Annotated in this window: 33 protein-coding genes and 1 tRNA gene; all 34 read left to right on the top strand. The window is 36.5% G+C overall.

Annotated elements, in window-relative coordinates:
- The first annotated feature begins 223 nt into the window (after positions 1-223).
- Positions 224-748, top strand: coding sequence for a hypothetical protein (locus P9M13_01355; protein MDP8261934.1), 525 nt, complete (start codon positions 224-226; stop codon positions 746-748).
- Between the two features lie 2 nt (positions 749-750).
- The gene (gene serS / locus P9M13_01350; GenBank protein ID MDP8261933.1) at positions 751-2028 is read left to right on the top strand and encodes a serine--tRNA ligase; all 1278 of its coding nucleotides are present in this window, start codon (positions 751-753) and stop codon (positions 2026-2028) included.
- A 7-nt stretch (positions 2029-2035) separates the two neighbouring features.
- Positions 2036-2215, top strand: coding sequence for a hypothetical protein (locus P9M13_01345; protein ID MDP8261932.1), 180 nt, complete (start codon positions 2036-2038; stop codon positions 2213-2215).
- Between the two features lie 10 nt (positions 2216-2225).
- On the top strand, positions 2226-2468 hold the full coding sequence (locus P9M13_01340; protein MDP8261931.1) for a hypothetical protein: 243 nt from the start codon (positions 2226-2228) through the stop codon (positions 2466-2468).
- Positions 2469-2504: 36 nt separating this feature from the next.
- Positions 2505-2684 carry a hypothetical protein gene (locus P9M13_01335; GenBank protein MDP8261930.1) on the top strand — a complete coding sequence of 60 codons (180 nt, stop codon included), beginning with the start codon at positions 2505-2507 and terminating at the stop codon, positions 2682-2684.
- A gap of 27 nt (positions 2685-2711) precedes the next feature.
- On the top strand, positions 2712-2969 hold the full coding sequence (locus P9M13_01330; protein ID MDP8261929.1) for a hypothetical protein: 258 nt from the start codon (positions 2712-2714) through the stop codon (positions 2967-2969).
- Positions 2970-2997: 28 nt separating this feature from the next.
- On the top strand, positions 2998-3189 hold the full coding sequence (locus P9M13_01325) for a hypothetical protein (GenBank protein ID MDP8261928.1): 192 nt from the start codon (positions 2998-3000) through the stop codon (positions 3187-3189).
- Positions 3190-3211: 22 nt separating this feature from the next.
- Entirely contained in the window at positions 3212-3544 is a 333-nt protein-coding gene (locus tag P9M13_01320; GenBank protein ID MDP8261927.1) for a hypothetical protein, read from the top strand.
- A 72-nt stretch (positions 3545-3616) separates the two neighbouring features.
- Positions 3617-3787 carry a hypothetical protein gene (locus tag P9M13_01315; protein ID MDP8261926.1) on the top strand — a complete coding sequence of 57 codons (171 nt, stop codon included), beginning with the start codon at positions 3617-3619 and terminating at the stop codon, positions 3785-3787.
- A gap of 581 nt (positions 3788-4368) precedes the next feature.
- On the top strand, positions 4369-5001 hold the full coding sequence (locus tag P9M13_01310; GenBank protein ID MDP8261925.1) for a PEP-CTERM sorting domain-containing protein: 633 nt from the start codon (positions 4369-4371) through the stop codon (positions 4999-5001).
- Between the two features lie 45 nt (positions 5002-5046).
- Positions 5047-5319 carry a hypothetical protein gene (locus P9M13_01305; protein MDP8261924.1) on the top strand — a complete coding sequence of 91 codons (273 nt, stop codon included), beginning with the start codon at positions 5047-5049 and terminating at the stop codon, positions 5317-5319.
- Between the two features lie 15 nt (positions 5320-5334).
- Positions 5335-5547, top strand: coding sequence for a hypothetical protein (locus P9M13_01300; protein ID MDP8261923.1), 213 nt, complete (start codon positions 5335-5337; stop codon positions 5545-5547).
- A 182-nt stretch (positions 5548-5729) separates the two neighbouring features.
- Entirely contained in the window at positions 5730-5909 is a 180-nt protein-coding gene (locus P9M13_01295; GenBank protein ID MDP8261922.1) for a helix-turn-helix transcriptional regulator, read from the top strand.
- Position 5910: 1 nt separating this feature from the next.
- Positions 5911-6507, top strand: coding sequence for a hypothetical protein (locus P9M13_01290; GenBank protein ID MDP8261921.1), 597 nt, complete (start codon positions 5911-5913; stop codon positions 6505-6507).
- 39 nt (positions 6508-6546) lie between these two features.
- Complete coding sequence (locus P9M13_01285) at positions 6547-7092, top strand: hypothetical protein (GenBank protein MDP8261920.1); 546 nt, start codon at positions 6547-6549, stop codon at positions 7090-7092.
- 106 nt (positions 7093-7198) lie between these two features.
- Positions 7199-7408, top strand: coding sequence for a hypothetical protein (locus P9M13_01280; GenBank protein ID MDP8261919.1), 210 nt, complete (start codon positions 7199-7201; stop codon positions 7406-7408).
- 121 nt (positions 7409-7529) lie between these two features.
- Positions 7530-7934: a hypothetical protein gene (locus P9M13_01275; GenBank protein ID MDP8261918.1), complete on the top strand. Its 405-nt coding sequence runs from the start codon at positions 7530-7532 to the stop codon at positions 7932-7934.
- Positions 7935-7961: 27 nt separating this feature from the next.
- Positions 7962-8621 carry a hypothetical protein gene (locus P9M13_01270; GenBank protein MDP8261917.1) on the top strand — a complete coding sequence of 220 codons (660 nt, stop codon included), beginning with the start codon at positions 7962-7964 and terminating at the stop codon, positions 8619-8621.
- Positions 8622-8672: 51 nt separating this feature from the next.
- Positions 8673-9206 (top strand): hypothetical protein, encoded by a 534-nt coding sequence (locus tag P9M13_01265; protein ID MDP8261916.1) that lies wholly within the window; start codon positions 8673-8675, stop codon positions 9204-9206.
- A gap of 72 nt (positions 9207-9278) precedes the next feature.
- A complete protein-coding gene (locus P9M13_01260) occupies positions 9279-9626 on the top strand; it encodes a DUF2845 domain-containing protein (GenBank protein MDP8261915.1) in 348 nt (115 codons plus the stop codon).
- Complete coding sequence (locus P9M13_01255) at positions 9623-9889, top strand: hypothetical protein (protein ID MDP8261914.1); 267 nt, start codon at positions 9623-9625, stop codon at positions 9887-9889. Before P9M13_01260 ends, P9M13_01255 begins: the two co-directional genes overlap by 4 nt.
- Positions 9879-10388, top strand: coding sequence for a hypothetical protein (locus P9M13_01250; protein MDP8261913.1), 510 nt, complete (start codon positions 9879-9881; stop codon positions 10386-10388). Before P9M13_01255 ends, P9M13_01250 begins: the two co-directional genes overlap by 11 nt.
- Positions 10389-10474: 86 nt before the next feature.
- Positions 10475-10990, top strand: a complete 516-nt coding sequence (locus P9M13_01245; GenBank protein MDP8261912.1) for a hypothetical protein — start codon at positions 10475-10477, stop codon at positions 10988-10990.
- 103 nt (positions 10991-11093) lie between these two features.
- On the top strand, positions 11094-11594 hold the full coding sequence (locus tag P9M13_01240; protein MDP8261911.1) for a hypothetical protein: 501 nt from the start codon (positions 11094-11096) through the stop codon (positions 11592-11594).
- 181 nt (positions 11595-11775) lie between these two features.
- Entirely contained in the window at positions 11776-12486 is a 711-nt protein-coding gene (locus P9M13_01235; GenBank protein MDP8261910.1) for a hypothetical protein, read from the top strand.
- A 124-nt stretch (positions 12487-12610) separates the two neighbouring features.
- Positions 12611-12901 (top strand): hypothetical protein, encoded by a 291-nt coding sequence (locus P9M13_01230; GenBank protein ID MDP8261909.1) that lies wholly within the window; start codon positions 12611-12613, stop codon positions 12899-12901.
- The gene (locus tag P9M13_01225) at positions 12882-13850 is read left to right on the top strand and encodes an AAA family ATPase (GenBank protein ID MDP8261908.1); all 969 of its coding nucleotides are present in this window, start codon (positions 12882-12884) and stop codon (positions 13848-13850) included. Before P9M13_01230 ends, P9M13_01225 begins: the two co-directional genes overlap by 20 nt.
- 216 nt (positions 13851-14066) lie before the next feature.
- Entirely contained in the window at positions 14067-14429 is a 363-nt protein-coding gene (locus P9M13_01220; GenBank protein MDP8261907.1) for a hypothetical protein, read from the top strand.
- On the top strand, positions 14426-14950 hold the full coding sequence (locus P9M13_01215) for a hypothetical protein (GenBank protein MDP8261906.1): 525 nt from the start codon (positions 14426-14428) through the stop codon (positions 14948-14950). The genes P9M13_01220 and P9M13_01215 overlap by 4 nt, the downstream gene beginning before the upstream one ends.
- Before the next feature lie 7 nt (positions 14951-14957).
- Entirely contained in the window at positions 14958-15170 is a 213-nt protein-coding gene (locus P9M13_01210) for a helix-turn-helix domain-containing protein (GenBank protein ID MDP8261905.1), read from the top strand.
- Between the two features lie 74 nt (positions 15171-15244).
- Positions 15245-16327, top strand: coding sequence for a site-specific integrase (locus P9M13_01205; protein MDP8261904.1), 1083 nt, complete (start codon positions 15245-15247; stop codon positions 16325-16327).
- 6 nt (positions 16328-16333) lie between these two features.
- Positions 16334-16421: transfer RNA gene (locus P9M13_01200), tRNA-Ser, on the top strand.
- Positions 16422-16799: 378 nt separating this feature from the next.
- Positions 16800-17147: a hypothetical protein gene (locus P9M13_01195; protein ID MDP8261903.1), complete on the top strand. Its 348-nt coding sequence runs from the start codon at positions 16800-16802 to the stop codon at positions 17145-17147.
- Positions 17148-17222: 75 nt separating this feature from the next.
- Entirely contained in the window at positions 17223-18455 is a 1233-nt protein-coding gene (locus P9M13_01190; GenBank protein ID MDP8261902.1) for a transposase family protein, read from the top strand.
- The last annotated feature ends 139 nt before the right edge of the window (positions 18456-18594 follow it).

The raw sequence follows: 18594 nt of genomic DNA, 5'->3' as shown, positions 1-18594 counted from the left end.
TCAGTTTTTATGTCAACATAATACTTCGAATCCAATGCGAATTTGCTCATACAAGGCGTTTACCACTAAAATATCGTAAATAGAATGACTTATGGTGAGCTAAAATACTTTGTTGCGGAATTGCTGAGTTGATATGCAGTGCTATAATTGAACAAGTAGTTTATTTTGTTTACGCGGCCACTATAACTTGTTATTATTCCGTGCGATAATTGAGGAGATAAAAATGAGAAAACATACGATATATATTGCCCTTGCAGTTTCACTATTCTTTGTAATATCCTGCAAAAAGAACGAATATGCTCCGACATCAAACAACAATAATCTTAAAAGCGTTGAAGATAAATTGATTGTTGTAGAAAAGAATCAAAAAGAGATCGTGGAAAGGCTTAAGGCGCTTGAGTGTAAAGGTAGATGTTATTCACGGTTTATAAAGAAGGTGTCTAAGGACAAGAAAAACACGGACAAGAAGATCGGAAAGATAATCAAGGAAGAACAGAAGCTCGATGAGAACGAGAAAGCGTTTGTAAAAGCGGTCAATAAATTGATTGATGTCAATGTCAGGCAAAACAAGCAGATCGTGAAATTGAAACGGAAAATATACAGAATGTGGCGCAAGACAATGGGTGATGCCCCAACGGTATCTAAGAAAAGGAAGTCTGATAAAAAAGATACAACTATTAAAAAAGAAGATACTCGTTCGCAAAAAATGAAAAATCGCCTGAGAAAGATGTATGAAGGAAGAGGCTAGGTGTGTTAGATATTAAAAGTATCAGAGAAGATACTGCTAAGGTAATAGAAAGCAATAAAAACAGATCAACAACAGTTGATACTGATACAATACTTGCTCTTGACCAGAAAAGACGAGAGATAATGAGTCATGTTGAGACGCTTAAGAACAAACGCAACGTTGTTTCTAAAGAAATCGGCGCGTTAAAGAAATCCGGTCGGGATGCCGCAGAAAAAACGCAGGAAATGAAAAATGTCGGGGAAGAAGTTAAAACACTTGATGCTGAGCTTCGTGACATTGAAGAGAACCTAAAAAATTTACTGTTAACTGTGCCTAATATTCCGCATGAGTCAACGCCAGTAGGAAATCCCCCGGAAGCGAATAAGATTATTAAGGAGTGGGGGGTGCAACCGTCATTCGCATTTGAGCCTCAAGCGCACTGGGATATTGTCGAGAATCTTGGGTTGGTAGATTTTAAAAACGGCACGAAGATTACCGGTAGCCACTACATTCTTTTTAAAGGTATTGGCGCAAAACTTGAACGCGCACTCATTAGTTTTATGCTTGATGTACACATTAAAAAACACGGGTACACAGAAGTATTTCCGCCATTTATAGTTAACGGTGCGAGTATGACCGGTACGGGACAATTACCGAAACTCGCCGACGATATGTATAAACTTGAACGAGATGATCTGTATTTGATTCCAACAGCGGAAGTGCCGGTAACAAATATGTATCGTGACGAAATACTTGATGAGTCACAACTACCTATGTATTACACTGCATATACACCCTGTTTTCGTAGAGAAGCAGGATCGTACGGGAAGGACACACGGGGACTTACGAGGGTGCATCAGTTTGATAAAGTTGAAATGGTAAAATTTGTCAAGCCGGATTCTTCGTATGATGAACATGAGAAACTTCTTCAAGACGCAGAAGAGATATTGCAACTTCTTGAGTTACCGTACAGAGTAAATCTGTTGTGCACGGGAGATATTAGTTTTGCAGCAGCAAAATGTTATGACATAGAGGTGTGGGCTCCTGGCCAAAAAGCATATCTTGAAGTATCAAGCTGTAGCAATTATGAGGATTTTCAGGCACGGAGAGCAAGTATTCGGTATCGTCGTACTGAAGATCGTAAAGTTGATTTTATACATACGTTGAATGCATCAGGCCTTGCCCTGCCGCGCACATTTATTGCGGTGCTGGAAAACTATCAAAATGAAGACGGCACAATTACAATACCTAAAGCATTACGTGACTACATGGATGGCATGGAAAAGATTGAAAAAGGATAATTAATCAATGCGGAAATACGTTATCTATACACTTTTTGTTTTCATTGTTTTGTATGCGTCAGGATGTGCGTCCGATCCTATAATATCTCTTCCGGAACCACTTAATGAAAAGATGCGGGAGAATGAAATCGCTAACATAGAAGAAAATCCCGGTGAAACAGATTTATTTACCCCAGGATTGGAATAGGTATTAATCAATGAGAAAAACTTTGCTACTTATACTTATATTATTTGTTGCTCTTACCGGATGTACATTTTATCGTGAACACGGTGAAAGCCATATAACGGAATCAAATTATGATATTGGTGACTATATGGCTCAGGAACAATATGAAGAAATGAATGCTGATCCGGGAAATACCGATATCGGTGATGAAGGACCAATATACTCAGAGATGGAAAAAATACCTTTTGCCCCGGTCTTTGACGCTGACGAATAGAACAAATTGGAATTGGTTAGAAACGAAGGAGGGAGTATGAAGTCTTTGTATCTATTATTTACGATATGTATGATCGTTGTGGCATGCGGTTGCGCGTCAAATGAAGAGTATGATAAATCGTATAATCCGAATAGACAGACAGTCGATCAGTATATGGGCGATAACCAGGATGAAGAGCTCGCTGAGACCGGCGGGGTGGACATGTTTGAACAGTAAAATGTACCCAAAACAACGGAGGGGCGTATGAAAAAGATAGTTGCCTTAATGGTTTTATTAGGTGTTGTGTTAATGATGAGTAGTATTGGTTTTTGTGCCGAAGGACCGGATGCGATTGGTGGGCCAGAGATTCTTCAAGAAGGCGCTACTATCGAAGATAGCCCAACAGTAAATGAGTTTGCAGGTAAGACGTATGTATGCCCTGAATGTAATGCGTCATTTGATGAGCCGGGAAGATGTCCTATTGATGGGCAGGATCTAGTCGAAGAAAACGTAAAAGAATAATAAACAAATTTTATAGGAGAGGACAAATATGAAAAAACTTTTAAGCCTTATCGCTATTATCGGAGTTATTGTTTTTTTGCAGGGCTGTGTGAACGATTGCTATACCCACGTAAAGAAAATTACCGGAACACCAGTTTGGGAAAAAGAGCCTGATGTTAATGCTTACATGGAGCAAAATGAAGACGAAAATCTCGCGCAAATGGGTGGTCGTACCATGTAGGTAAATACTAAGGAGTATGAATATGAGAAAATTAATTGTTGTTCTCGTACTAGTAGTGGCGGTAGGTTTTATATGCGATCTTTCTTTTGCACGTGATAAAAGTAGAAGTCAAAAAATTGACACCATGAGTGATGGTGAACCATCACCGATAGGTGGAGATATTGATTCAATTTCATCACGTAGATCGCTTGAAGACTTGAATAAAGATATGACAGGAGATTTTGGGATCAAAATGGGAAATAGAGAGCCTCGTAAAAAGACAGATACCGGATTTTCTATATATGGCGATACTAAACAGCCCTCATTTATAAAAACGCCCGATGAAATGTCTGACCAGAATAAATATACCGAGTAATGTTTGACAATCAGGTTTATAAAATGCTATTCAGGGATATCTTGAGTAGCATTTTATATTAGGGAAAGAAAAATGTTTATACGATACTTTGGTATTATCATAATAATGCTGTTTTTAAGTAGCTGTGCGAACCAAAAGACAGCTTATGACACAAAAACTCAATCGCATGAGGGATGTGAACATGAAAGTGAAGCTGCAGAAGGCCCCGGCTTTTCGAGTATTGTGTTTCCTGATATGTTTTAATATTAATTGTTGACCAAGATGCAGTTATGGTGTAAATATTAGCGTGATAATTAGCCGGAGGAGTGGCTGAGCGGTCGAAAGCGGCGGTCTTGAAAACCGATAAGATAAAATCTCGTAATGTATTGCAAATGAAGTAATTATGTTTAACTGCAATGGGTTGCGAGATTTTTTTGTTTGTGTCTATTGGTGTGGATTTGTATCAAAGCAGACGGGCTATGGACACCTTATGGACACCACTTTTAAGCGTATTATAATTGAGCCGCCTACAAAATCGCCTCGGGGGTCTAGTGCGGGGTTAAGGGTAAGAAAGCCGTCTCTCACGGTAGTGCAAATTTTCCTGGAAACTGCTTTATATGTATATTACGAACGACAAGACCGAATGTAAGTGAGGTCGTGGAGTGAGTAATCCCAGGACACTTCATTAATCCGTTGCACCAACTTCACCCTCGGTGTTATAATACGTCTTTAGCAATACCCACAACGGAGTGGACAAGTGACTGTAGTAATCATTTAAGTTATGTAAAGGCAACTCTCAGAACATGTGGGTTGTCTTTTCTTATTGATAAGGAGGTGGGGAAAGTATGGGGAAACGAATTATTGTTATATTGGTATTGATGCTATCCATAATTATGTTTGCGGTTCAAGCTCAAGCAGTGATTGTAGATATGGGAAATAACACACGGGATACCTCAACAGCTCTTGATTGGTTGGATTTTAGCAATACTTTAAACAGGTCATATGATGATGTTTCGTCACAATTTGGCATCGGTGGTGATTTTGAGGGATATAGATACGGGACATCGGCGGAGGTAACCCAATTGTGGACAAATTTTGGAATAACCGATATTGGTGTTACCCCAAGTATTGCTAATTTTACACCTGTTACTCAATTTCACACATTGTTTGGTTCAACAGGAACATCTGGTGGATATCCTAAATCCCAAGGCATGGTTATTGAACTATACGGAGGGAACCGAGCTACTGCTGGAACTGGTTTTACTACTAATTTTCCAGGAAGCAATGATGAGCTTGGTGGCTGGGCTGAAGTGCCTAATTCATCTCAAGAAGATGCAACACCCTCTTTATGGGGTGCTAGCTATCTTGTCACAGCTGTGCCTGAACCATCAACATATGCACTCTTTGGAATTGGGCTTATTGGATTAATAGGAGCAGGACTGAGAAGAGCTAAGGAGAAAAGGGATGTAAATGGATAAACAAAAAATAAAGAGAATAATAGCAAGAGAAAGAGGCGTAGCCTGATGGAATATACGGAAGAAGAAACAACTAGATATTACGAAATGAAACGAAAGTTAGATAAATGTGAAAAGCCCAGAATATGGATATATTATTTGGGATGGATATTAGCCCTAATTCCAGGTGTGAATATTGTAGGGGTAATAATCCTTGCGTATGTAATGGAGAAAGTTAGAGAAGTCAGTTTGTTATATGGTTATTACGGCGGTAGAATGGATGAGATAACATCATCTCAAACCATGTATGAGGATATTAAAGGAATAGTAGATCGTAGCTGAGATGAGGAGAATGATATGAAGAAATGCCCATATTGTGCTGAAGAGATAACGGAATATTTGGTGAGCACAAGGTACCAAATGGCGGAGATAGACAAAGACGGTAAGCGAGGAAGAACTTTCTTTAGGACAGTGTATCCGACATCTACCATGAGTTCGTCAATGCAGTCCAAGAGCGAGGGGAAATCCCTGGTTGGAAAGAAACCAAATAGCAATACGCAAACTTTATGATAGATAGTTAGATAGCCGATAAGAAGAAAGCACAATAGTAGATAACTATACAATGTGGATGGAGGGGGTAAAACCCCTTCTCTTTTTGTCATAATACTTGACATATTACTAGTAGTGTCTATTATAGAGGCTTGTGAAAGGGGGAACATCATACGAACAAGACATAGGAAGAGGAGGCTGTTGTGGAAGATTCCATTAAAAGATTACTAGATCACCGTAAAGAAAAAGAGTTATCTCAGGAAGATGTCGCAAAACAGATAGGTGTTTCTGTCTTTACCATTAGCAGATGGGAGAGAGGTTTCAATCCGTCAAGATTAGCAAAAGCAAGGATACAAGAGTATCTGCAAAAGGAGAGGAATTAAAATGAAACAATCAATATGTATGGTAGTAGCAGTAGTTGTATTATTAATGCAGGGATGTGCGGGTTATAATGCTAGTAGATTACCATCTACGGATGTAACCACATATGATGCATATCAGAATCAAGATGGGCTTAAAGTGGCAGCTAAGTTCTTAGACGCTAAAGAATCAAAGGATGTTTTCGGAGTAGAAGATGTTCATAAGAATTACCAACCTGTTTATATATTAGTTGATAATAGAACAACAAACACTTATGGGTTCAAGAAACGAATGATGAGTAAGCAAACTGCCCCGGCTGAAGAAGTAGCTGAGAAGTGTTCATTTAATACTGCTGGAAGAGCTACAACCTACGGTGTTGCTGGAATATTTATCTGGCCATTATTAATACCTGCAGTTGTTGACGGAGTTGGATCATCTAATGCGAATAAAAGCATGAAGAATGATTATATGTATAAGGAAATAAAGGATGAAAGAGTGTCCCCTAATGGTCTTTTAAACGGAGTAGTGTTTTTGGATAGAATGAAAGACGGCGAAACTCTGGATATAAGATTAACTAATGTTGATAATGACGAGATAAAATTATTTTCTTTTGAGAAATAGTTTTGAATAAATGAGAATATTTTATATAAGAGGTTAAAAATGAAAAAGTGTAAATTTTGTGCAGAAGAAATACAAGATGAGGCAATTAAATGCAAACATTGTGGAGAATTATTTGAAAAAGATGCAAAGAAAGACATTCTACATACTAGAGGCATGGCAACTATAGGTGATTTAGGTCGTGATGCGATAGGGGACTGGTTCTTTCTTTCAGAAGGCATATACTTCATACCTTGGCCTAGGTCAAAACTTTCCAAATTGCCAAATGCTGATGTTTGGATGTCTGTAGGGATTGTTCCATCATTAATAGCACGCAGCATTAAACGAAAAGCTCTTGAAAGTAAAGCTGAGCATATGATACCGCCTGATTCTTCAAAATTAAACGATGTGCTTTCGCAAACAAAAGATGCTTTCTTTATTTCTATTTCCGAAATTAAACAAATCTTTTTAACTAAAACAACTCTTTGGCGGGAATCGCATATAGAGTTTAGTAATGGTAAATATCAACCTTTTGAACTTCCAGAACGAATGCACCCTCTTATTTCCGAATATTGTAAAAAGTATACTATAAATATGTTACATAAATAGTAATAAACTTCCCTATTACAAGATAGGAAGACTAATACGTTTTAGACAAGAGGACATAGATACATGGATAGAGGAAAGCAGACAGAATAAAGAAGGGAGAAATTTGATGTATAAGATTGGTTTTTGGATAACAGCAGTAATTGTATTTATTCCAGTTTATATTTATGCAATAGCTACTTATGGTTTATTTGGTGGTGTTTGTTTTGGATGGATTCCAGCGGCAATAATAGGAGCATTATTAGGTCTTATATGGCCATTAACCATTATTGCTTTAATAGTTATTATTGCATGGCTATCGCAAAATGGGGTTTTTTAAGAGTGTGAGTTTAGCTTAAATTTTTCTGGAATTGTCGGGCTCATACTGGGAGCTTCAGACAGAAAGTAAAGATATAGAGTTTTGTTAACAAGTGATACAAACATGGTAATAGGGGCAAGATATGAAACTAAATAACATCCAAGTAGTAATTGGCTTTATCTTTCTGGGATTAATATTGTTAGTTACTTATGCTTCTTTGACAACCTCTTCCCCAAAATATATGGCAGGAATGGTTGGTTTGATATCAGCTACTGTATTAGCACTATATTTGTTCTCTGATTATAAGGTTAATCCCTTTTCAAAGAATAGAGCTTTCAAAGTATTTATAGGACTTTGCGTTTCAGTAATCATTATACTAGTGTGTTTGTTTATTAAAAATACCAATCTTAATGAGATTATTGAAAATCCAATTATCGTAGAAAATATAATATATTATCTACCTGGAATAATAGCAGTAGTAATTCTTTGTGAGCTGGGTTCGTTGTTGTATTACATATTAGATTATTTTGATAGCAGGAAGAAGTAGTTGTTCGTGAAAGATAAGGGAGAAATAATGAAAATAGATTTTGATAAGTTCAATTTAAGCCAGAAAATATACTCTATTGCGGGTCTGATTCTTTCCATTGTTGTTTATATGGTAAATAAGAATAATTTAAATATTGCAATAGGTATTGTTCTTCTGAGTTCAATAGCTGTATTTCTTTTAAGATATAAGTATGCAAAGGTTGTATTGCATATAATTATCTCCTTAGTATGCATAGCTATAGCGGTGAGTATTGTTTATGTTATTATAACTAACCATAGTCAACAGAATAAATTTTCTGATGCAGAAGTAGAGCAAATGTTGTTTGGTAATGTGCAAAGCGAACAACCATCCATGACTCCAACTACTACAACGCAACAGCAGCAAAGTTCAAGGGATGCAGAATTAGATAATATATTATTTGGTAAAAATCAATCTCAGCAGCCTGATTTAAGTTCATTATCTAAGGAACAGTTACTGGCTCGTAAACAACAGTTAGAATCACAAATTAATAGTCAATCCCCACAATTTGCAATTGGCTATACAAAAGCAGATGTTAGGCGTATACAGGGAACGCCAACAAGTATAATTAGTAATATGTGGTTTTATGGCTATGACTATGTGACCTTTGATAATAGAGGAAGAGTAAAAGAATATAGTAATAGCTCTGGTAAATTGAAAATAAAATAAATCTTTATTAATGATAAAGTTTGAATATAAAAGGATTGAAGGAGAAAAATCATGAGAATATGTCGTATCACATCCATTTGCTTGATTGCACTCGTCATTTCCTCATGTTCAGGTACTCCACAACTTAAAACCTACTACCGACAACATCATGTAATAGATGCATCTATTCCTATTGCTGTTGTACCAGCAAAGATTGGCGGAACAAATAATCTTATGCTTCCTGATGCGATTGCGACTGAACTCCTAGGCATGGGATATAATGTCGTTGAGAGGACAACTGTATCTCAAATGGTTGATAAGCGTGGTTTAGATTTTTCCACAATTCTCAATAACGAAGAATATATGAGATTAGGTCAGATTACAAAGACAAGAACCATTGTAATTGTAAACTCAACCATGAAAGGTCAGGCTGTTGCCAATGCAACTGCCAGGGTTATTGACACAACGACGGGAAAGATTCTGTGGAGCGGCACTTATACTCAACCACAACCACATAATCCAATGTATGTGGCACATGATACTCTCATAGATACGGCACGTAAGATAGCGGACAGTATTGGGGAATTATTTTCTGAGAAACAGTAGATAACCAACAAAAATGTTTTAACGAGTGCAGATAAGCTAGATTGCTTAACTTCAAGTTATGGAGAAAATATTATGAAAAGACTGATCTGTTTAATAGCTGTTATAATAATGGTAAGTGGATGTGCAACAACTTCCAGAGTAACTCCGAAGCTCTCTTTGGGGATGACAAAAGAAGAAGTATTGTCAAAGTGCGGTAATCCTGTTCAATCAGGAGCAGTCCAAGGTCAGGATGGTAAAGCTCTAGAGTCATTTATGTATAGAGAAAGTTTGTATAGCGAAGTTACTGGTTATAAATTAGTTCCTACTATTACCTACGTGTATTTCGTTGATAACAAAGTTATATATTATGGCAGTAACCCCACCATGCCAACTCAGGGACAACGCGGAATAAGTGAAAGAACGAATAAGGGGGCATTATGAAAAAACTAATGGTGTTGGTATTTTTGCTTGTGTTGATTCCATTAGCTCTTAATGGATATTGCAAGCAAGAGTATAACGCCATGGAAAATCGTTGGGAGACAGTGCCTGAAAATAGCAGTTGGAATATGAAATACAATGCCATGAATAATGATTGGTCGTATCAACCTGATAATTCTAAGCAGGAATATAATGCTATGGAAAACAAATGGGATTGGGACTCGGGGCATAACCCCGGGAATGGGAGTGATAAAAATGATGAGTAGAAATAACATGAAAAAAGTAATTGTTATAATTATCTTTTCTTTGTTTAACCTTATTGCTTTTAACATTTATGCCGATAGCCAGGTACACCGAAAGTCTATAGAGGAAATAACGTATGAAATCTTGGGTTCTTCGGCTTTCAAACCGTATACAATTGTGACTCGGGATGTTCAGTCCTATTTTTATGCTGATGGAAATATGAAGAAAAGTGAGAGTAGCTACGAAATAACCTATTATGTAGAAGAATATAAAATAACCAGAACCAGAGTTTATGATTTAGCTAAAAAGGAAGTTATTCCTGATGATACGGTATATCACGTTCAGAAGCAACTTTCTTCCCATCCTGGAAAACCCACATATGGAATGCCACCCGTAATTAGAGCTATAGGACAACCAGGCAATGATGCTGTCGAGATATTGGTTATAGGAGATGATTTTATTCAATCGTGTAAGTCCACATCTCGTTATTTTGTAATTACCAGAGCAAAGCGGATTAAATAACTTGGTTCTACTAAAAAGGAGTGGAGAAATAGATTAATAGAGGGAAGACGTGAAGAAGTAGCCAGCAAGAGATGGGGAGAAATAATATGAGAAAACTAATATCTTTATTAATTTTAATAGTGTTGGTGAGCAGCTTTTTATGCTCAGCATGTCATAGCGAAAGTGATGATACCCTTTTGAAAACCTTTCCGCCTTTTACCATTATTGTAGAAGTGTTAAAAGATGGTGGACTTGTTGGTGTAGGAAAATGTGAAGTTAGAATTGGTGTTAGCGACGGGAAAGATAGGATAGAAATAATTGAATTTATTAAAGGTTTTGGATTTGAGAATAAATCAACCGATTATGTTGATGTCTCCTCTTATCTTCTAGAAATTACAGAAATTAAATGTTCAAGACCAGGTTTCTATTCGCTTATATGTAAAGATTTTGATGGTACTATCTATAAAGGATTTGTTGATTTTTCTGAGATCAGGAGGAATGATCATGATACTTGGAATAAGTATATGATTGAGTTGAGAGATATTAGTGGTAAGTTAATAAAGAATATTTCAGATGAGGGGCGACGTTTTAAAAAGAAATATATTCCTAAGGTAGGGTTGTAGTTCTAAATATACAAGAGATGTGGAGAAACATAATATTTTATTTGTTTTATAATAACTAAAGATGTGAGGAAAAAGTGGCGAAGAAGAAACAAGGAGAAATAATATGAAAAAGTTAATCTATTTATTTATAGTAACAATTATTATTAACCTGGCGTTAATACAGGCTGAATGTGATGCAAAAAACTATTATGCTTTTTGTATATATGAGCTTACAGGAAAGTCTGGCAAAAAGATCGCTATGAACATAATAACAAAGACTTATAACCATAATACTTGTAAAGCAACGGCTAATTCAAATCCAAAAAAATGGGGAAAATGGATTCTCTTTGGATCGGAAAGTACTACAGGCGATCAGCATGATAAGAATTTTTCCGCAGTGTTTAGTAATCAACCGGTAATGGGTGTATATCTTTCCTATGTAAATCTTGATGGTTTTGATACAAGAGTAACGTTTGTTGGTGTAGCCGGCAAAAATTCGCCGGTTCCCGGTTTACCCATTGATATTCCTGTGAAAATGATAATGCCCACAATAAATAGCATGAAACAACAACTGGAATCAGCAGGGATAAAAAATATTAAGGTTATTTACCCAAGGAATAAATAATCTTGCGATAGCTGAAATATATCTCGTCAATTAACTATCTCTCAGTGTTAGATCTTTATATTTTTCAACTGTTCCTATATCTATTGATTTTCATTGTTTCTAACGTAAAATTTGGAGTGCTAACATCTGTATGGTATAATAGGGGTAAAAGCATGTTACTGTAAAAAATAAGATATGAGATATGATGGCGAAGACAGGGAAAGAAAAGATAATACGTAAAGCACGAACACCGATGCATAAGAAAGTAGGTGTAAACTGTTTTTTTGAGCGTGCAGAAAAACAAGATGTAATGTCTGTATATGAATTTATTTATGGCAATAAACGTCATGAGTATAATACTTTGATTAGAGGGTTAGAATTATCTTGTAATAATGCAAAGAGCAAAAAAGAGAAGCTGATGTTTTCAAGTTTGCTATACGTTGTTAATGAGTATCATAGGCAGTATATTGAGTATAAAAGGAAGAAATATGAAGAGAAGTATAAAGAGACTATTGATATTGCAATTGCTAAGGCAAAAAAAGGTAGCGATTTAAGTATTTTTGACCTCGTTGCTTTTGATAAAGAATTTTTGTATTTTTCTTTTGTAAAGGACAGGATAAAGGTAGCACAGGCGGAAGAAGATGCGAAGTTCTTTAACCTACTAGGTGAAAGTGTTAAGCGGAAAGGTTTTTTGTTAGATGATAAGGTTGATTCAAAACAAAAGAATTTGAGGAATTTATTGAGAAGACTGGATATAGTTGGTTATGACTTCAGCAAACCAGATGCACCAAGAGAAATATTTAGCATTTTAGATGCAGCAAATAATAGTATAGTGGAAGAAAACTATCCTTATCCTGACCATAGTGGAGTCCTAAAAAAAACATTGGAAAGAATTGGGTTAATGAATAAATAAAGGTTAACCACAAAAATATTGTAGTGGTTGTGAATTAAATCATAACCTGTGATACAAAGGTAGCCAAGATTTGATAAAAGTCTTGGCTATTTTTGTTTTAAGGCAAGATTGAAAGGATAAGGAAATGACTATTCAATTAAGATTACAGAACCATACATACGAAACAACGGAGCTAAAGTTAGCAGCTTTAATACTTTCAGAGATTCCAGATTGTAGCTGCGAGATCTTTGCCCAGGGTAATTCAATTCGCAAAACCATCAAAATAGGTTACCCGACAGAGTACAAAAACGATGTCATTAAGCTTGAGAAGGATTTTATAAACAAAGAAGCAATAACTAACATTTATTCGTATAACAAAGCATTAAATCTGATAAGGGATAGATTGCGAGGAGATAATGATTGGAGAAGTAAATAAAGGTTTTGGATATAAATCCATAGGAAAGATAAAGGATAAACGTGTTCAATGGTTGATTGAAAATATTCTATGTAAGGGAGTCCTCGCATTCATAACAGGACAAGCTAAGGCGGGAAAAACAACTATAGCTATAGAATTAGCACTCAGTCTAACAACAGGAAAACCATTTCTAGGCGAATACAAGACTAAAAAATCAAAAGTGCTTTATTTTGCATTAGAGGACCACCAAGGGGAGCTCAAAGCAAAAGTTAAACATATGTTAAAAGGTAAAGGTTTCCCCAAGAATTTCTATATGTCCAATGCTGTTGCTATTAATCTTGCTACTAACATGGATAAGATACGTGATGATATTGAGAAGTCAAAAGCGGATGTAGTTATTTTTGATACTTTTAGTCGCTCTCATGAGAACGATGAAAATTCATCTTCGGATATGGCTCCTATTCTTAACAAAATACGCGAAGAAATACGCAACAAAAACATCACAATACTTATCGTCCATCATACAGGACACAAAGTTGAAAAGCCTAATTATCATGGTAACTGGTTAAGGGGCTCATCAGCTTTTAATGGTGAATGGGAGAATTTATTATGTATAAAACAGGAACCAAATGGTGTTGTCAAAATGAAGGTGTTTCATAGATATCGTCCAGGATTTGATTGTTCTTATACAAGAATTCAATCTGAAGAATTAGATATGGTTTCTGATTCATATCCCATTACTGAATTGCGATATATTGATGAAAACGCAGAAGAAACCGCAATGAACGAGGAAATAGTCTTAAAAGCTTTGATGGAGTGTCCCAAATCTGGCAACGAATTAACGACATACTTGAAGAAGAGCAAGGTCTCAAGGACAAAAATTGATATAGCCTTAAAAAGACTTGATAGTAAAAGTAGAATATTCAAAGCAGGCAAAGGGAAAAATACAAGATGGCATGCAAAGCTATAGATACATTTATGCATCAATATAAACGAATAATTAGATTCGTATATGTCAGAGCAATACACGCAAATAAATGTATCAGATTTTCCCTATGGGGATTCGTTCATAAACACCAAAAAGACGAATATAAACGAAAGTTCCATTCATTCATACGAGTCTACCCCCCTATAAGGGGTAGACGTAAGATGGGTGGATACGAATATATAGGAAAGGAACATTAGAATGAATGTTAATAAAAGACCTTTTGGAACCCAATGCCCTGACCCATTGACAATTGAAACAATCGGTAGATTAGAACTCGCCAAACGGGAGCGAGGAATGTCTGAGGAAGAAATGTATTATCTTGAGAAGGCTGTGAAGAACTCTGAACAACGAGTAAAGATGGCGTCAGAGAGCACTGAGGGCTTTACCGAAGGTGATTTTGAACAGCTTTATCAAGACTTGAAGTACCGTAGAAAACTATTCAAGGATCTAAAAAAGGACGGTAGAAAGTACCAAAAAGAACTTAAAGAAAAGCCGGATAAAAGTGAGGAAAACAGCCAAATCACAGAAGTTAACCAAAATATTAAGGAAGAAGACCAATGAGCCAATTAATTGAGTATTGCCCAAAGATAAACGTATATCAGATGCTGAAAGAAGGCAAATTCGCCAAGGAAGATGCACTGAATCAATTCAATAGACTTTCTATTACGTCTAATATAACCCCATTAGGTTCTGATGATAAGATCTCCATAACTACATCGTTATATTTCACGGGAATAAATACACAGTTTGGTGGCGTTAGATTGTACTTTCAATGCCCGTCCTGTATGAAGATGGTAAACGATCTTTACTCACCTGGACTTGAAAAGTATGCGTGTCGCCACTGTCATAAGCTATTTTACTCTATGCAAAGAAGACATCGGGAATCTTCCTGGGAGCTATTGCATAAGAACATTCACAAGTTGAATAAGTTGGAGCGAAAAGCTGCAAATAAATATCTCCGGAAGCCTACCAAAGAGAAGATGAATAATGAATTTGATAGATTGAATGACAAGAGCACCGAGGGGTTATATATGCTTTTTGGTAAATATGCAAATAGATTTAAACGAAGGGATAACAAGTAGGCTATCATTGAAGAATAAAGTTATCAATATAGAGAAATTAAGAGCAAGATTGATAGGGGTGGAGGGATTGTCTATCTATCTGGACATTCCCGTTAACACTTTGAGGTGTTGGGTATGGCAAAGACAGATCCCATTTTACAAGATAGGCAGACTGGTAAAATTCGATATAAAAGAGATAGATACATGGCTTGAGGAGAGGAAGGAAAACGTTGTAAATTAATAGTGACAATAAGCTTTAAATGTTGTAAAATAGCTTCAGTCGGCAACTTAAACAATATTATGATGAGGTGATAAATGGGTGTTTTTAAAAAAGATGATGGCTGGTATATCGACTATTATGTAAGAGGTAAACGAAGAAGAGAGAAGGCAGGTCCTAATAAAAGGGTTGCTAAACTTGCTTTGGAAAAGAGGAAGATAGAAATTGCTGAGGGAAAGTTCTTGGACATTAAGAAGAACGAGAAGATCAAATTTGAAGATTTCTCCGAGACTTATCTCGAGCTTCACTCACGTCTAAACAAAAAGCCTATGGTAGTAGTAAGGGATGTAATTCTGATAAAAAACCTCTCGACCCATTTCGCCGGTAAGTATCTTTATAATATAAACCCATTGATGATTGAACGATACAAGATGGAAAGAGGGAAAGAAGTGTCGCCTGCCACTGTGAATAGAGAGCTTGCGTGTTTAAAGTCTATATTTAATAAAGCAATAGAATGGGAAAGAGCAGAAGATAACCCTGTTAGAAAGGTGAAGTTCCTAAAAGAAAATAATCAAAGACTTCGCTATCTTGAAGAGGATGAGATTGGAAGGCTGCTTGATAATTGTGATGATGCCTTAAGGAATATTGTTATTGTTGCACTGCATACGGGCATGAGAAGGGGTGAGATTCTTGGTCTTCAATGGAGGGATATAGATTTAAATAAGGGTATTATTTATTTGTTAGAAACAAAGAATAACGAAAAACGAGAAGTTCATATGGATGATCTTGTAATGAAAACCTTAAGTTCAATGCAAAGAGACCCCGAAAGTCCATACGTGTTTTGTGATAAGGATGGTAAGCCAAATATAAATCTTAGAAGAAACTTCGAGACAGCATTAAAAAATTCTGGTATAAATGAGTTTCGTTTTCACGATTTAAGGCATACTTATGCATCGTATCTTGTAATGTTTGGTATAGATATAAGGACGGTGCAGGTGTTGATGGGGCACAAGACCATTGAGATGACATTGAGATATTCCCATTTATCACCAGACCATAAAAGGCGTGCAGTTGATGTTTTTGGTAAGAGAATGGACACCTATTGGTCACCAGAGATAAAAATAAGAAGCGAAATAAAGAGTATAGATAATTGTAACACATTGATAAGTAGTGCAGTATAGCTATTCGGAGGAGTGGCTGAGTGGTTGAAAGCGGCGGTCTTGAAAACCGTTGTACTTAACGGTACCGTGGGTTCGAATCCTACCTCCTCCGCCATTATTTTTATCTACTAATAAGCTTTTCTATTGCAGCAACTTACAACCACGCATAAATTATTAAAATGAATATGTGCCCAAAATAGGCCTTTTTTGTTTGCAGGAATTGGTAATGGCCGGTAAGGAACTCTCCGCCTTGTTTTTTATCCCTGCAGATTTAAAATTTAAAGTAGACGTTTTTCATTTCATAATTCCCCAACCACAAAAATCTCAGCTCTGAAGAATCAATAATTCTTCGCACCTATAAATCTGTCTAAGCAGGCATATATGCGCTGTTCTGGCGCACAATGGATAAACTGTCAAAAAATATTTCTTCGCAAGAAGATTTTTGTTGACAAAATCGGGTGAGTTGATATACTTAACCTATATGAAGCAAAAAATGTCTATTAACTATTATAAGAAGAGAAGGGAAACCCTACTTAAAAAATTAGGGGGGCCAACACCGTTTTTGGGGAGTAGCAGCTTAGTGCTGGTAGGAAGAGTATGCGGGTATCCTAACTGTGCATGTGCTAAAGGCAAGAGACATCCAACATATTATCTCACATGGAAGGAAAATAAGAAGACGCATACGATATATGTCCCAAAGGACATGTTGGCAGAGACACGGGAGTGGATAAGGGAATATAAAAGGATAAGAAAGGTTATGAAACAGATGAACGAAATACAAAGACAAATCTTAAGGGGGTATGTGAGAGACAAGAAGTTTAAAGAAAAAAAACAATTATAAGAAGAAAGAGGTATAAGATGCAAAAGATCTTTCATAAGACAGTGCATCATTTTTTTCCCTAAGATACATGAATGGATGAAGAGTATCCCTGATCCAAGAGATCCCACCAAGATCACCTATCCGTTACCATTAATTATCTGGTTAGGATGTTTAATGTTTCTGACGAAAGTAGAATCACGGCGACAGGTCACATGGCGGTTTAAAAGCGATAGATTTTTAAAACACCTGAATTATTTGGGGCAAGCAGAGTGTGAGAATGTGCCTCATGGAGATACATTAAAATACAGTATGAGCCGGGTGCAGCCGGAAGCGTTGTCCGGTCTTAGAGAAAAAATGGTAAAAAGAATATTAAGGATGAGATGTTTAGAGCAATATAGATTATTAGGAAGATACTGGTTGGTAGCGATAGATGGAACGGGACAATATTGGTTTAAAGAAAAGCATTGCGAGAAATGTCTGGTCAAAGAGATACGGCCGGGAGTGAAGATTTACTATCATCATGTATTGGAAGCAAAGCTGATATTTTATAACGGACTTTCGCTCAGTTTGGAGACAGAGTTCATAGAAAAACAGCCTGATAAAAAGAAACAGGACTGTGAATACAATGCTTTTTTCCGATTAGCAAAACGGTTAAAAAAGACATATCCTCAGTTAAAGATATGTCTATCAATGGATAGCTTGTATGCGAACAGGCCGGTGATGGATCTATGTAAACAGAATCGTTGGAGTTACGTGATTACGTTTAAGAAAGGATCAATGCCGGATGTTTATGACTGGTACGGGAGGATAAAGAAACTGCATCCGGAGAACAAATCTAAACTAAGATTTAAGGAAGGAATAATCCAACATTATGCATGGGTAAGCCCTTTAGAGCATTATAGTGAAGATAGAATCTTTCATGTTTTGGAGTGTGATGAAGATAAGAGAAATGGCAAAAAAACAAAATATGTTTGGTTAACGGATATTCCGATTACGCAGAAAAACCATCAACAAATAGCCAATTACGGCGGGAGGCTGCGATGGAAAATTGAGAATCAAGGATTTAATATGCAGAAGAACGGAGGCTACCGGCTAGAACACCTCTACTCGACAAACGAGAGAGCCATGAAAAACTTTTACCTATTATTACAAATAGCCCATTTCATTAATCAACTCATTGAAAAAGGTTCTTTGTTGAAAAAGAGCTTTGCAAATGGATTGGGTTCCATTCGAAATATTGCCCATCAGCTTTTGGAGGACCTTCGTTGTATAGAACTAGATCCTTCGTGCCTAAACGTCAAGTTCCAAATCCGTATGGATAGCTCTTAATCATGGTTCAGTTCTAGCCGGTGCCTCCTATGTATTAGCATTCTGTAATTTAAGTTGCACTACCTTTTTGTCTCTGAATCTTGAACTCTTATCCCTGCAAAGAAATACGCAAAAAATCCCCTTGATTCTTCAAAGCTGG

Origin of the sequence: Candidatus Ancaeobacter aquaticus, assembly GCA_030765405.1 — a bacterium.
Lineage (GTDB): Bacteria > Auribacterota > Ancaeobacteria > Ancaeobacterales > Ancaeobacteraceae > Ancaeobacter > Ancaeobacter aquaticus.
Note: the sequence above shows the minus strand (reverse complement) of the source record. Positions and strands in the feature narration are given on the sequence as shown.